The sequence below is a fragment of the Lachnoanaerobaculum umeaense genome, assembly GCF_003589745.1.
GTDB lineage: Bacteria > Bacillota > Clostridia > Lachnospirales > Lachnospiraceae > Lachnoanaerobaculum > Lachnoanaerobaculum umeaense.
In genome coordinates this window covers 1,450,486-1,465,233 of the sequence record NZ_CP032364.1, presented here as the reverse complement: position 1 = coordinate 1,465,233, position 14,748 = coordinate 1,450,486, and the positions used below count along the sequence as shown (strand labels likewise).

Genomic DNA, 14,748 nt, shown 5'->3' with positions numbered 1-14,748 from the left:
GAAATATTTCGGATAAAAAGTAGGATATATTGGGAACAGCGTAAGCTGGGGGAAATATGTCAGATTACGATGGGACAGTCTCCAGATGGCTCAACATATAGTCAAATACCATCGGATTATATTTTAGTTCAGGGGAACGCAGACTTAAAAGATGGGTGGGTTTATCCAAGAATTTGGACAACACAAAAAACAAAAATGGCAGAGGCTGGAGACCTAATAATGAGCGTTCGTGCTCCTGCTGGAACTATGGGAAAAACCTATTATGATGTGGTTATTGGACGTGGTGTCGCCGGAATAAAGGGTAGTGAGTTCATATATCAGGCACTTGTAAAAATGGACTCGAATGGTTATTGGAAGATACTTGCATCTGGGTCAACATTTGAGTCTATTAATTCAGATGTGGTAAATGGTGCAGAGCTAATGGTGACAGAAAATATTGATGAACAAAACAAAATCGGATATTACTTAGCTTCAATCGACCACCTTATCACCCTTCATCAAAGTAAGTCTTTTGGGCATATTTTGAAGGCGATAGTTAGTTGCACTTTATCTTGGGAACAGCGTAAGTTGGGGGAGATAGCAGATAAGGTAGTAGAAAAGAATTTTCAATTACAAGAAAGAGATGTATTTACAAATTCAGCTGAATTTGGAATCATAGATCAGAAGAATTTTTTTGACCATGAAATAGTAAATAAAAATAATATAGGTGGATATTATATAGTTAGTCCTAATGATTTTGTTTATAATCCAAGGATTTCTGTTACTGCGCCTGTTGGTCCAATTAATAGGAATAAACTTTGCAAAAGGGGTATAATGTCACCATTATACACAGTATTTCATCCACGAAACATGAATGAAACATTCCTAGAATTCTATTTTAGAACGAATAAATGGCATAAATTTATGGAATATAATGGGGATTCAGGTGCTAGATCGGATCGTTTTAGTATTAAAACAGAATTATTTTATGCAATGACAATTCCATTTCCATCACATAAAGAGCAATCAAAAGTTGGAATATGTTTTGAGTCCTTAGATAACCTTATCACCCTTCATCAACTGGAGCCTTTTCAACTGATTTTTAAGGCAATAGCTTATAGAATTATAGATTACACTAAGAGTAAGCCTCCAAGTCATAGAAAATAAACTAATTTAATTTAATATTAACTATAAAATGCTATGTATGAAAATTGCGTATATTCGCAATAAAATTACGCATATTTCTTGATAATATATTATATCAAGGATATAATACTGTTGATGAAAAGTGCGTATATATGCAAAATTATAATATAAAATAGGAGGCGGTATGGAGATTAAAAGGGATCATTACTTGGAGCAACTGATTAGTAAGATGAACAACGGATTGGTCAAAGTAGTGACAGGTATGAGACGATGTGGAAAATCGTACCTATTATTTAATATATTTAAAGAGTATCTTAGCTCTAAAGGAATAGACAAAAATCATATAATAGAAATATCATTTGATACTTTTGAAAGTAAAAAATTCTGTGATCCTAATGTTTTATATCCACATCTGAAAGAGTCTATAAAAGATGAAAAGATGTATTATATATTGTTGGATGAGGTGCAATTGCTGAGTGATTTTGAGGCTGTCTTAAACAGTCTTATCAGAATTAAAAATGTAGATGTTTATGTTACAGGAAGTAATGCACGTTTTCTCTCAAAGGATGTTATTACAGAATTTAGAGGTAGAGGTGATGAAATACATATGTATCCGTTAAGCTTTGCAGAGTTTATGTCTGTATATCAGGGTGAAAAGCTTGACGGTTGGAATGAATATATGTTATACGGAGGTATTCCTTTGGTATTGAATATTTCAAGCCACGAACAAAAAGTTGCATTTCTAAAATCCTTATTTGAGGAGACTTATATATCGGATATTATCGGTAGACATAATGTAAGAAATAAAGCCGAACTTGAGAATTTATTAAATATAATTTCTTCAGCAATAGGTTCACTTACTAATCCGGAGAAATTGTCAAAAACTTTCAAGTCGGTAAAAAATAAAAATATAAGTAGCAATACTATTAAACGCTATATTGAATATCTCAGTGATTCTTTCCTGATTGATACTGCATTTCGTTATGATATAAAGGGAAGAAAGTATATAGGCAGTCCGGTAAAGTATTATTTTAATGATATGGGATTAAGAAATGCAAGACTTAATTTCAGGCAGATTGAAGAAACTCACAGTATGGAGAATATTATATATAATGAATTAAAAATCCGAGGTTTCAATGTGGATGTAGGGGTGATTGTACAAAACGGCAAAGATGAAAACGGAAGCAGCATTCGCAAGCAACTTGAAATTGATTTTGTATGTAATAAGGCTTCGAAGAGATATTATATACAATCGGCATATGCTATACCTGATGAGGCTAAACTGATGCAGGAACAAAGGCCGCTGATGCTTACGGGAGATTTCTTTAAACGAATTATAATAACAAGGGATACGCCTGTGCCACATTACAGTGAGTCAGGAATACTTAACATGAGCATATACGATTTTTTGCTGAATAAAAACAGCTTGGATATTTAGTTTTACAATAAATCTTATTGGAGTAAATATGGATTATTTTACAAAAGAAGCAGACTTTGAAAGTGCAGTCATTGCCTTGTTGCAAAACTACGGCTGGGAGAAGAATGTACTTAAAAATTATACTGAAAAAGACCTTATAAGCAACTGGGCTGACATATTGCTTGAGAATAATAGAGATATTGACAGGTTAAACAATATTCCTCTAATAGATGAGGAGATGGATGAACTGATAGAAAAAATCAGAGAACTTAAGACTCCGTTGGCACTTAACAGCTTTATCAATGGAAAAACAGTGTCAATCACAAGAAAGAATCCTGAAGATAAGCTTCATTTCAATAAAGAGGTAAGTTTAAAAATTTATGACAGAAATGAGATAGCGGCAGGACAGAGCAGATATCAGATAGTGCAGCAGCCTAAGTTTTTTAGAAAGGACAGCGTTCGTCAGGATAGGCGTGGAGATTTGATGCTTCTTATCAACGGTATGCCTGTTTTTCATATTGAGCTGAAAAGATCAGGTGTTCCCGTAGCGGAGGCGGCAAATCAAATCAAAAAGTATGCCCATGAGGGTGTATTCACAGGATTATTTGCACTTGTTCAGGTATTTGTAGCTATGAATCCTGATGAAACACTCTATTATGCAAATCCGGGACCGGATGGTGATTTTAAGCCTGATTTTTATTTCCATTGGGCTGATGCAAATAATGAACCGATTAACTATTGGAAAGATGTTGTGGAAAGGCTTTTGTCAATTCCTATGGCACATCAACTTATAGGATTTTACACTGTAGCTGACGGAGGTGACGGTGTACTTAAGGTAATGCGTAGTTATCAGTACTATGCATCAAATAAGATCTCCGACAGAGTAGCAAGGAATGATTGGAAGGATAATAATCAAAGAGGCGGATATATTTGGCATACTACAGGTTCAGGAAAAACCATGACATCTTTTAAGTCGGCACAGCTTATAGCTAATTCAAAAGATGCCGATAAGGTTGTATTTTTAATGGATCGTAAGGAACTGGGTTCACAGTCTTTAACAGAATATCAAGGATTTGCAGATAATGTAGATGACGTTCAAGGGACTGATGATACAAATATGCTTATCTCAAAGCTGAAGAGTACAGATCCTAAGAATACTTTGATAGTTTCATCTATTCAGAAGATGAGTAGAATCAAGGAAGATGAGATTGGCAGGATGCGTGCCAAGGATATTGAAGATATGCGAAATAAAAGGTTGGTATTTATTATTGATGAGTGCCACCGTTCCACATTTGGAGATATGCTTATAACGATAAAGAATACTTTCCCCAATGCTCTGTTCTTCGGTTTTACAGGAACGCCGGTATTTTCTGAGAATGAAAAGAGCTTGAGCACCACAACGGATATCTTCGGTGATGAACTTCACAGATACAGCATTGCAGACGGTATTCGTGATAAGAATGTACTTGGATTTGATCCTATTATGGTGTGTGTATATCCTGATATGGAACTTAGAAAAAAGGTGGCTATAGAAGAAGCCGGTGCAAGTTCCGAGGATGAGGCTATATCCGATCCGAAGATGCAAAAGATATATTATAGGTTTATGACAGTATCAGAAGTACCTATGGCAGGAAGATTACTTGAAGACGGTACATATCAAAAGGGTATCGAAGATTATATAAAGAAAGATGCCTGGGAAAATGACAAGTATCAGTACAGTATAGTTGATAATATAAAGGAAAATTGGCTTAGACTGAGTCGAAATAATAAGTTCCATGCCATATTTGCAACTTCAAGCATACCTGAGGCAATAAGTTATTACAGAAAGTTCCGTGAAAAATATCCTGAATTGAAGGTAACCGGTCTGTTTGATCCGACTATTGATAATGCAAGCGGTGATAGGGCTTTGGAAAAAGAGGATGGTATTGTAGAAATGCTTAATGATTATAATAATTGGTATTCTACAAACTGGGATATTGCAAGATATGCAAAATTTAAGTTGGAGGTATCAGAAAGACTTGCTCACAAGGGACAGTTTGTTCGTATGAAAGCAGAATCTCAGCTTGATTTACTAATAGTTGTAAATCAAATGCTTACAGGCTTTGATTCTAAGTGGGTAAATACATTATACCTTGATAAGATCTTGGAATATCAAAATCTTATACAGGCATTTTCAAGAACAAACAGACTTTTTAATATAAATGAAAAACCTTTCGGTTCTATAAAATACTATAGAATGCCACATACAATGAAAAATAATATAGAAAACGCCATGAAGCTTTACTCCGGAGACAGGCCTCAAGGACTTTTTGCGGATCATCTGCCTGATAATATAGAGCATATGAATATATCATTTAAGGATATGGAGGCTGTTTTCAAACAGGCAAATATTGCAGATATGCAAAAGCTTCCTGATGATACGGAGTCAAAGGCAAAGTTTGCAAAGCTTTTCAGAGAGTTTTCTACATATTTACAGGCTGCAAAAATACAGGGATTTAGCTGGAATATAAAAGAATATTCCATAAAGATTGATGATGAGGATAATCGTACAGGCAGTATTACAGTAATTCCAAGTGAAGAAGATTATAATATACTTTTACAAAGATATAAGGAACTAAGTAAACCCACAGATCCTCCTGAAGAAGGTAGTAATGATATTACATTTACTGTCGATCCGTATTTAAGTGAGCAAAATACAGGTATTATAGATAATGATTATATGAATTCCAGATTTGAGAAGTGGCAAAAACAGCTTTACGATCCTAATGTAAGTAAGGAAGAGAGGGAGGCTACACTTGAGGAGCTTCATAAATCTTTTGCAATGCTTTCTCAGGAAGAACAAAAGTATGCAAATATTTTTCTTCATGATATACAATCCGGAGATGCCAAGCTTAGCAAAGATATGACTTTTAGAGATTATATAGTGATGTATGCAAAAAATAAGGAAATGTCACAAATAAAAAAGTTTGTAAAATATCTGGGAGTTGAAGAAGGTCTGCTTGTAGAAATCAAAAAGTCCAAGGTAACAGAGTCAAATCTTGATGAGTTCGGAAGATACGATGCATTGAAAAAATCTATAGCAAATGAGCCTGCAACGGAATATTATACGAAGCTTGAGGGAAAGAAGCTTCCTCCATTTGTAGTTAGAAATAATGCCGAAAAATTATTGAGAGACTATATTTTATATGATATAGATATTAAGGATCCGGATAATGAAGATGTAGAATAATTTAATATCAAAGATTTATAATATCCTTAGGCAGGTCCTTCATCGGTAGGAAGGAGAGATATGCCTAAGGATTTTCAATCAACAGATTTATTGAAAGATTTTTATAAGGAATGGATAACAATATATAAGGAAGGTGCTATCAGGGATGTAACGTTGTCAAAGTATAAGATGAGTCTTATATGGGTGGAAAAACTGGCACCAAAGCTTCGCTTATGTGATATTTCAAGGGTTGAATATCAACAGATTATTAATGATTATGCCAAGGAGCATGAGCGTCAGACAACTATGGATTTCCACCACCAGTTAAAGGGAGCTATACTGGATGCGGTAGATGAGGGACTTGTTCCAAGGGATCCTACCAGGAAGGTTATTATCAAAGGTAAGATTCCGTCAAATAAGAAAATCAAGTATTTGAACCAGTTTGAACTTCACAGTCTTTTAAAGAGCTTGACTCTTGAAGATGAGGTGAGTTGGGACTGGTTTATTTTACTTTTGGCAAAGACCGGAATGAGATTTTCAGAAGGTCTTGCAATTACACCAAATGACTTTGATTTTGCACATCAGACTGTATCAGTTAATAAGACATGGAATTATAAGGAAGGTGGTGGTTTTTCTCCTACAAAAAATAAATCATCGGTGCGAAAGATACAGATTGACTGGCAGGTGGTGATGCAATTTGCCACACTTGTAAAGGATCTTCCGGCAGATAAGCCTATATTTGTAAGAGATAATAAGGTTTATAACTCTACAGTTAATGATATTTTGGTGAGGTACTGTAAAAAAGTTAATATCCCTGTTATTTCTGTACATGGACTTCGCCATACACATGCTTCTATTTTGCTATATGCCGGAGTATCTATTGCCAGTGTAGCGAGAAGACTTGGACATGCAAGTATGACTACTACTCAGAAAACATACTTACATGTAATACAGGAGCTGGAAAATCAGGATATTGACCTTGTAATGAGGTCACTTTCAAATCTTTTGTAAAGAAAGTATTGCATATAGGAGTGCCTGTAATATAGTTTTATGACCGATGGAGGACTGTTATGGTATATTTAAATTCCGACAACCAATATATAATAGAATAATGTATAATAATTATAAGGCATTGCAGATTCAAGATAAGTAGACAGTAGCATTAAAAAATTCTGCTTCTATAGATTCATTCAGGGGTAAATTATGGACAAAAATATAAATAAATTTATATATGACAGGCACAGCAATATCATTTTCAGCCTTAACGGCAGCAGAGTAAAGGAATTTAAATTCCATAATAAAATGCTTACTCTAAGGTTGGATACATTATTTAGATATATCGATAATGAAGAAAGAGAATATACAGGTGAAGTTTGTTTTAAAGATTGCGATTTGAGCCTATGCAGTATGTTGATTTTTAATAAAACTTTAGGGAAAGGACGTTTTACGGGAAATAGTATTTCTTTAAAGGAATTTATGGAAGTTCATAAAAATTCTGAGTTTGAGATTATTACAGAAGGCTATTTTCAAAATTCAACTACTTATTCAGGATGGCTTTGGGAGGATGGGAAGAATACAGTATCAGCCATTATGTATATCTGGAACAGTGGGGATATGGAGTATTGTGTCTATAAAGGTGAAGAAGATATACTTGGAGTATAGACAATATAAATTAAATATAAGTATTTCAATTGCATAAAATCAGGTGTATAATAATATAAAATCAAATTGAAAGGAAGTAAAGCTTATGAAAGCTAATTATGATATAGTTGTTATCGGTTTCGGTAAGGCTGGAAAGACTCTTGCGGCTAAGTTTAGTAAGTCCGGTAAAAGTGTTGCTTTAGTTGAGAAAGATAAAAATATGTATGGAGGTACCTGCATTAATGTAGGCTGTATTCCTTCAAAGCGTCTTATAACAGATGCATCTAAATCTCAAAATATGGAGTTTGAGGAGAAAGTACAGTATTACAGGGAGTCAGTAGTAGAAAAGAAAAAGTTGATAGCTGCTCTTAATAAGGCAAATTACGATAAGATAGCAAGCGCAGGTGTGGAGATTATTGACGGAACGGCATCATTTAAAGATAATCACCATATAGTTGTTTCAACTAAAGACGGAAATGTGGAAATTGAAGCTGAGAAGTTTATTATCAACACAGGTTCAGTTACTGTAATACCGAAGATTGAAGGAGCTGACAGCAAAGGCGTATATACATCAGAGTCTATTATGAACCTTGAGGAATTACCAAAAAGACTTACCATTGTAGGAGGTGGTTATATTGGACTGGAGTTTGCATCTATGTATGCAGATTTTGGTAGCAAAGTAACAATAGTTCAGGATGGTGATGTATTCTTACCAAGAGAAGATGATGATATTGCAAAAGCTATACGTGAAGTATTGGAAGCAAAGGGTGTAGAGATAGTTACAGGTGCAAAGGTAACTAAGGCCGAAGAAGGCAAATTATATTACGAGATTGCAGGAGAGGCAAAGACTTTGGATTCTGATGCAATTTTACTTGCTGTAGGTCGTAGACCTAATACTGACGACCTTGGATGTGAAAATGCAGGAGTTAAACTTACTGATAGGGGTGCAGTAGTGACAGATGAGCATTTGAAAACAACTGCAGATAATATCTGGGCAGCAGGTGATGTTTGCGGTAAGCTTCAGTTTACATATATTTCACTCGACGACAGTAGAATCATCTGGGATGAGATAATGGGAGAAGATAAGAGAACTACTGAAAATAGAGGGGCTTTCTCTTATTCAGTATTTATTAATCCTCCATTCTCAAGAGTTGGAATGAGTGAAAAGGATGCAAAGGCAGCAGGACTTGACTACAGAGTTTTAAGTCTTAGTGCTAATGCTATTCCAAAGGCTAAGGTTTTAAGGAAAACTGAGGGACTCTTAAAGGCTTTGGTTACATCAGACGGCACAATCTTAGGTGCAGAGCTTTTCTGTGAAGAGTCATATGAAATGATCAACTTTATAAAGCTTGCAATGGATAATGGCATCAAAGCAAAGGATATAGCAAACTTTATATTTACACATCCTACAATGTCAGAAAGTCTGAATGACTTATTTGCAATATAATATATTATAATTTGAATAGAAATCAAGTCAAAGGCTTCCTATGATAAATAAAATCATAAGGGGCCTTTTTAAAATAATAAGTTTGTATTAAAAATTGTACCAAAGTGACTTTGTGATACAAAGCAAAATTTTTAGCATAAGAATTTATATCAACATAATTATTAGTCTTGCTTGATTTTAACACAATCTTATGATAATCTTTTTACAAGATACATAGATTTTATGCTTTGCATAGGAAGTTGGGTGAGAATCCCGCACAGGGACGCTACTGTGATAATTAATAGACTCTTTTTTACCACTGTTTTATAAAATGGGAAGGTTGGGTCTTCTAATAAAAATTTATTAGAATTTAAGTCAGGATACATCTATGTATATGTGATTCATATTGTTTTACATGTAGAGAAGACTGAGTTTTACGATCCCTATAAACTTCAGCCATTTTACAACATATTTTAGATAAGTAGAGGTGCTTTTAGTACTTTTATTTTGCTGTTCTAATTGTGTAATATATTGACATTATTAACTGTCTTATTTGGGATCATTTTCATATGAAACTGAAGTAGGCAGTTATTTTTTTGAGGAAATTTATATGGCTCATCAACATGGTAGTTACTTTTCGATTGATTTATATGCTTTTCATTCAAAGCTTAAATATATAAATCCTGAATTTAAACTTATATCTTCCCTGTTAACACTGATTTTGACAATAGTGTTTAATAATATTTTTGTATCAACCTATGTATTTTTTTTGATGTTTTTTATAAGTGTAAACTTGGGTGGAATGGATTTTAGTGAGTATATCTCCATACTCATGGCACCTCTTAGTTTTATAATTCTTGCAAGTATAGGTATTGCTTTGGGATTTTCATTTGAGAATAGTGGTGAGTTTTATATAAAAATTTTAGGGATTTACATTTATACATCAAGAGGGCAGCTTATAGAAACAGCAAAACTTATAATAAAGGTACTTGCCTGTGTAAGTATTATGCAAAGCCTTATACTATCGACTATGCCATATGAGATAATTAATGCGTTAAGAAATATGCATATACCCAAACTTATAATCGAACTTATGAATCTTATATATAGATTTATATTTATTTTGATAGAAAGCTATATAAATATGCATAATTCTGCACTTTCAAGGATGGGATATCATAACCTTAGAGCTTCTTTTATAAGCTTTGGAAATATTGCAAGCAATATTTTGGTGGTATCTTTAAAAAAAGCCAATGCCTATTATACAGCTATGGAAGCAAGATGTTTTGAAGGAGATTTAAAATTTCTCCAGGAAGAAAAGAAGCTGGATAAAAAAAATATTGCTATAGCGATCTTAAATATTTTTGTTATGTTTGCTATATGGACTATGACTAAAAGGTTTAATATTCCTTTTACACAGTCTTGATTAAGGGATTTATTATATGAAAAAGATTATTTTAAAAGCAGAAAATTTGCATTATTCCTATACTAAAGAACATGAGGCGTTAAAAGGTGTTTCGTTGGATATATATGAGGGTGAACGCTTAGCTATTCTAGGTGCGAATGGTTCAGGTAAATCAACTTTCTTTTTAAATATAAATGGTGTACTTAAGCCTAATAGCGGTAATGTGTATTATATGGATAAGTTGATAGACAAGACTTCTATAAAGGAGCTTAGAAAAAATGTAGGTATAGTATTTCAGGATGCAGACAATCAAATAATAGCTTCTACTGTAAGAGCTGAGGTGAGTTTTGGACCTATAAATCTTGGTCTATCCAAGGAGGAGGTTGAGAAAAGAGTCTTAGATTCACTCAACTATATGAATATTTCTCATCTGATAGATAGACCACCACATTACTTAAGCGGTGGAGAAAAGAAAAGGGTAAGTATAGCTGATATTATTGCTATGGATTCACAGATTATTATATTTGACGAGCCTACAGCCTCACTTGATCCAAAAAATACAGCTATTTTTGAAGAGGTCATTGATAAATTAAATAGAGATAGAAAAACTCTGGTTATATCCACACATGACTTGGAGTTTGCTTTCCGCTGGGCAGACCGTATAGTGGTATTTTGTGATGGAAATATAATAGCTGATTCAGATCCTATAGATGTATTTTCTAATAAAGAGGTTTTACGAAGAGCAAATCTTAAGAAGCCTATACTTCTTGAGGTTTTTGAAATACTTGGACAAAATTCAGTTTTTAAGGCAAACGATATAGCGGCAAGGAATATAGATGAATTTCGAGAGAAGTTTATTTCTCAGGTAAAAGACTTGAGTTAATATAAAATAATTTTTAGGAGGATTTCATGAAAAATCAAGAGAAACTTATTATTACTCCGGCAATTATATTTGCATTTTGCTTTGCACTGCCATTTACTGCAAATGCAATGCATATTATGGAGGGATTTTTGCCGGTTGGACATGTTATAGCCTGGAGTCTTATAGCATTGCCATTTTTAATAGCGGGATATCTTTCAATTAAAAAGACAATATCCAACGATAGAAAATCAATAACACTTTTGGCTATGTCAGGTGCATTTGTATTTGTACTTTCATCACTTAAGATTCCTTCAGTGACTGGATCTTGTTCACATATGACAGGTACAGGACTTGCAGCCATTCTTTTTGGTCCTAGTGCAGTAAGCATACTTGGTATAATAGTACTTATATTCCAGGCATTACTTTTAGCACATGGAGGATTTACTACACTTGGAGCCAATACCTTCTCAATGGCGATAGCAGGACCTTTTGTATCATTTATAGTATATAAGATTTGTAAAAAGTCTAAAGTAAATGACAATGTTTCAATATTCTTAGCAGCATTCCTAGGAGACTTGCTTACTTATGTTGTTACTGCTTTCCAGCTTGCTTTTGCATATCCTATGCAGGAGGGTGGAGTAATGGCTTCTGCGGGTAAGTTCTTACTTGTATTTGCACCTACTCAGCTTCCACTTGCTATAATAGAGGGATTGCTTACAGTAGTTATAATGGTTGGTCTTAAAACATATGCAGAATCTGAACTTAGAGAAATAGGGTTTTTAAAAGGAGGTAGTAATTAATGTCAAGGAATAAAAAACTTGTGATAAGTCTGCTTGTAGTAGTGGTACTGATGGCTATTGTACCTTTGTTTATGCTAAAGAATGCTGAGTTTGGTGGATCTGATGATGCAGGAAGTGAAGTGGTTTCTGAAATACAGGGTGGAGAGTATGAGCCATGGTTTAATCCTATTATAGAGACTGTTTTAGGAAAGGAACTGCCGGGAGAGGTTGAAAGTCTTTTGTTCTGTGTGCAAACCGGTATAGGAGTTGGAATCATAGCCTACTATATGGGAAGATTTGTTGAAAGAAAAAAACAGGAAGATAAAAACAAATAATTAACTTGCAATTTTTCAAAAAAGTATTATTATATATACAGCTGACAACTTAGTTCGTTATGAATTATACATATTTTAAGATAGAATGCTCAAAGATGAGTCTTAGAGTAATTCTATCTTTTTTAGTATAAGGGCTTTGTATGTGGCATTAACAAAGAAAGGATTTGTCCGGTTGATTTATTTGGCTGGCGGATGGTGAGAAAATGATAAGAATAGGAATTTTGGGATATGGAAACCTTGGAAGAGGAATCGAGTGTGCTATAAAACATACAAAGGATATGAAGCTGATAGCTGTATTTACAAGAAGAGATCCTTCAAGTGTAAAGATTCTTACATCAGATGCTAAAGTTGAGAATGTTGATAAAATATTGAATTATCAAGACGATATAGATGTTTTGATACTTTGTGGTGGAAGTGCAACTGATTTACCAAAGCAAACACCTGAGTATGCTAAATATTTTAATGTTGTAGACAGTTTTGATACTCATGCAAATATACCACAGCATTTTGAAAGAGTAGATGATGCTGCAAAGACCAGTCATCATTTTGGTCTCATTTCTTCAGGTTGGGATCCGGGTATGTTCTCATTAAATAGAGTTTATGGAAATGCTATACTTCCTACAGGTTGTGACTATACTTTTTGGGGTAAGGGTGTAAGCCAAGGACATTCAGATGCTATAAGGAGAATAGATGGGGTTGTTGATGCCAGACAGTATACAGTTCCAGTAGACAAGGCTCTTGAGGAGGTGAGAAGTGGAAGTAATCCAAATCTTACTACAAGGCAAAAGCATACAAGAGAGTGCTATGTAGTTGTAGAGGACAGTGCTGATAAGGCAAGAATAGAAAATGAAATAAAGACAATGCCAAATTATTTTGCAGATTATGATACTACAGTGCATTTTATTTCTATGGAAGAAATGAAGAAAAATCATTCAAAACTGCCACATGGTGGATTTGTTATTAGAACAGGTAAGACAGGTTGGGAGAATGAGCATAATCATGTTATTGAATATAGCTTAAAGCTCGATTCAAATCCTGAGTTTACAGCTTCTGTAATAGTTGCATATTCAAGAGCAGTATATCGTTTACATAAGGAAGGTAAGATAGGAGCTCATACAGTATTTGATATTGCACCTGCATATCTTCTTGATATGTCTGCTGAAGAAATGCGTGCACATTTATTATAAAATATATAGAAAAACAGGCTGTTTAATTGTACTGACCTCCAAAAGTTAGACTAAAATCTAATGATTAGTAGGTCGGTATTTTTATGGCAATATTGTGGTTTCATGTCTTAAGAATAATATTTGACTTTATAAAAATAATGTAAATACTTTGAATTTTCAGTCTGTTAGAACAGTTTGCTTTTGTGCTTATAAAGAAAATATAAAACAGCAGCGAATAATTGTGTTATAATTACACTATAAGAGATAATATATTGAAAAAGTAGGTATACAATAGCTCTATTAAAAAAATAAAGGATTTATTATTATGGAGATCGATTATGGAAGATTTTTTGAAAAAATGTCTGGTTCATAAATATAAATATACTATTCTAATAGCTGTAACATATTATGTACTGCCATTATTTGCGTATGTGTTGCCGGTAAATCATCCATCGGACAGAATGATAATCGGAGTATATTTTTGGCTTATTATCACACCTTTAATAATACTTATTATGTCAATAATATTTGCAATATATAATGATCTTCAATGGTACTTTGCATTGAGGGTAGCCATTCTTGGGTTGTTTTATATGGTTATTTTCGGGGCCGGATCTCTTATGTTTGTTGGTGCGTATTTTGTGATAAGCTTAACCGGACAGCTGATTGGTGCATATTTAAAAAATAAAAAATAGTTTTATGATATTAAAAATGCTCTGTAATGTACATTATTTATCGTACTTTAATGATAAGGTTTGTATCTTCTTGAGCTTTTAACTTTTTAATATATACTGTGGCAGTTGATAATCAGGGGGTTTTTATTTGTGGTATACCAGGACTTTATCATTTATGGCTTAATATTGAGGGTATTATGATATTTTCCATTGACATTGCCACTTGATTTTGTTATTATTTTGGGGTAGTAACGCCTATACATGAGATATGGATACTCCAACCTTACCTTATGTATACGGTAAGATTTTTTAAAGGAGAAAGAAAATGATTACAAAAGAGAAAAAGACAGCTATCATGGAAGAGTATGCAAGAAAAGCAGGAGATACAGGTTCACCTGAGGTTCAGATAGCAGTTCTTACAGCAAGAATCACAGAATTAACAGAGCATTTAAAGGCAAACCCTAAGGATCATCACTCAAGAAGAGGTCTTTTGAAGATGGTAGGTAAGAGAAGAAATCTTTTACAGTACCTTAAGAATAAGGATCTTGAGGGTTATCGTGCACTTATAGAGAAACTTGGACTTAGAAAGTAATAAAGAGTCTTTAGTTTTCAGGATTTCGTTCAAGGAAAATTCTTTGAAAGCCTTGTATGATTATCGTATCATTGGTGGAGAGTTTTTCTCCACCTTTTTTAAGATATTGGAGCAACCA

At 33.8% G+C, this 14,748-nt stretch carries 13 protein-coding genes; all 13 read left to right on the top strand.

All coding sequences use genetic code 11. The features are described 5' to 3' along the window. Nucleotides 1–69: 69 nt before the first annotated feature. The 13 genes from D4A81_RS06600 to rpsO all read left to right on the top strand — a co-directional run bounded on the left by D4A81_RS06600 (nt 70) and on the right by rpsO (nt 14,630). A complete protein-coding gene (locus D4A81_RS06600; protein ID WP_111524183.1) occupies nt 70–1,146 on the top strand; it encodes a restriction endonuclease subunit S domain-containing protein in 1,077 nt (358 codons plus the stop codon). A 163-nt stretch (nt 1,147–1,309) separates the two neighbouring features. After that, nucleotides 1,310–2,563: an ATP-binding protein gene (locus tag D4A81_RS06595; protein ID WP_111524182.1), complete on the top strand. Its 1,254-nt coding sequence runs from the start codon at nt 1,310–1,312 to the stop codon at nt 2,561–2,563. Between the two features lie 28 nt (nt 2,564–2,591). Next, nucleotides 2,592–5,771, top strand: a complete 3,180-nt coding sequence (locus D4A81_RS06590) for an HsdR family type I site-specific deoxyribonuclease (RefSeq protein ID WP_111524181.1) — start codon at nt 2,592–2,594, stop codon at nt 5,769–5,771. Between the two features lie 60 nt (nt 5,772–5,831). Further along, nucleotides 5,832–6,761: a site-specific integrase gene (locus D4A81_RS06585; protein ID WP_111524180.1), complete on the top strand. Its 930-nt coding sequence runs from the start codon at nt 5,832–5,834 to the stop codon at nt 6,759–6,761. 192 nt (nt 6,762–6,953) lie between these two features. Continuing rightward, entirely contained in the window at nt 6,954–7,412 is a 459-nt protein-coding gene (locus D4A81_RS06580; protein ID WP_162902558.1) for a hypothetical protein, read from the top strand. Between the two features lie 85 nt (nt 7,413–7,497). Then, nucleotides 7,498–8,838, top strand: a complete 1,341-nt coding sequence (locus tag D4A81_RS06575; RefSeq protein WP_111524179.1) for an FAD-dependent oxidoreductase — start codon at nt 7,498–7,500, stop codon at nt 8,836–8,838. 589 nt (nt 8,839–9,427) lie between these two features. After that, entirely contained in the window at nt 9,428–10,243 is an 816-nt protein-coding gene (gene cbiQ, locus D4A81_RS06570) for a cobalt ECF transporter T component CbiQ (RefSeq protein WP_111524178.1), read from the top strand. Nucleotides 10,244–10,259: 16 nt separating this feature from the next. Next, complete coding sequence (locus D4A81_RS06565; RefSeq protein ID WP_111524177.1) at nt 10,260–11,105, top strand: energy-coupling factor ABC transporter ATP-binding protein; 846 nt, start codon at nt 10,260–10,262, stop codon at nt 11,103–11,105. A 26-nt stretch (nt 11,106–11,131) separates the two neighbouring features. Further along, nucleotides 11,132–11,884: an energy-coupling factor ABC transporter permease gene (locus D4A81_RS06560; RefSeq protein WP_111524176.1), complete on the top strand. Its 753-nt coding sequence runs from the start codon at nt 11,132–11,134 to the stop codon at nt 11,882–11,884. Beyond that, nucleotides 11,884–12,198, top strand: a complete 315-nt coding sequence (locus tag D4A81_RS06555; protein ID WP_111524175.1) for an energy-coupling factor ABC transporter substrate-binding protein — start codon at nt 11,884–11,886, stop codon at nt 12,196–12,198. Before D4A81_RS06560 ends, D4A81_RS06555 begins: the two co-directional genes overlap by 1 nt. Nucleotides 12,199–12,401: 203 nt before the next feature. Then, the gene (locus D4A81_RS06550) at nt 12,402–13,385 is read left to right on the top strand and encodes a diaminopimelate dehydrogenase (RefSeq protein WP_111524174.1); all 984 of its coding nucleotides are present in this window, start codon (nt 12,402–12,404) and stop codon (nt 13,383–13,385) included. 317 nt (nt 13,386–13,702) lie between these two features. Continuing rightward, on the top strand, nt 13,703–14,059 hold the full coding sequence (locus D4A81_RS06545; RefSeq protein WP_111524173.1) for a hypothetical protein: 357 nt from the start codon (nt 13,703–13,705) through the stop codon (nt 14,057–14,059). Between the two features lie 304 nt (nt 14,060–14,363). Continuing rightward, a complete protein-coding gene (gene rpsO, locus D4A81_RS06540; protein ID WP_009444716.1) occupies nt 14,364–14,630 on the top strand; it encodes a 30S ribosomal protein S15 in 267 nt (88 codons plus the stop codon). The last annotated feature ends 118 nt before the right edge of the window (nt 14,631–14,748 follow it).

Coding starts and splice junctions, on each gene's coding strand:
- D4A81_RS06595 (WP_111524182.1), top strand. CDS start 1,310: ATGGAGATTAAAAGGGATCATTACTTGGAGCAACTGATTAGTAAGATG.
- D4A81_RS06580 (WP_162902558.1), top strand. CDS start 6,954: ATGGACAAAAATATAAATAAATTTATATATGACAGGCACAGCAATATC.
- rpsO (WP_009444716.1), top strand. CDS start 14,364: ATGATTACAAAAGAGAAAAAGACAGCTATCATGGAAGAGTATGCAAGA.
- D4A81_RS06545 (WP_111524173.1), top strand. CDS start 13,703: ATGGAAGATTTTTTGAAAAAATGTCTGGTTCATAAATATAAATATACT.
- D4A81_RS06560 (WP_111524176.1), top strand. CDS start 11,132: ATGAAAAATCAAGAGAAACTTATTATTACTCCGGCAATTATATTTGCA.
- D4A81_RS06575 (WP_111524179.1), top strand. CDS start 7,498: ATGAAAGCTAATTATGATATAGTTGTTATCGGTTTCGGTAAGGCTGGA.
- D4A81_RS06600 (WP_111524183.1), top strand. CDS start 70: ATGGGACAGTCTCCAGATGGCTCAACATATAGTCAAATACCATCGGAT.
- cbiQ (WP_111524178.1), top strand. CDS start 9,428: ATGGCTCATCAACATGGTAGTTACTTTTCGATTGATTTATATGCTTTT.
- D4A81_RS06590 (WP_111524181.1), top strand. CDS start 2,592: ATGGATTATTTTACAAAAGAAGCAGACTTTGAAAGTGCAGTCATTGCC.
- D4A81_RS06585 (WP_111524180.1), top strand. CDS start 5,832: ATGCCTAAGGATTTTCAATCAACAGATTTATTGAAAGATTTTTATAAG.
- D4A81_RS06555 (WP_111524175.1), top strand. CDS start 11,884: ATGTCAAGGAATAAAAAACTTGTGATAAGTCTGCTTGTAGTAGTGGTA.
- D4A81_RS06550 (WP_111524174.1), top strand. CDS start 12,402: ATGATAAGAATAGGAATTTTGGGATATGGAAACCTTGGAAGAGGAATC.
- D4A81_RS06565 (WP_111524177.1), top strand. CDS start 10,260: ATGAAAAAGATTATTTTAAAAGCAGAAAATTTGCATTATTCCTATACT.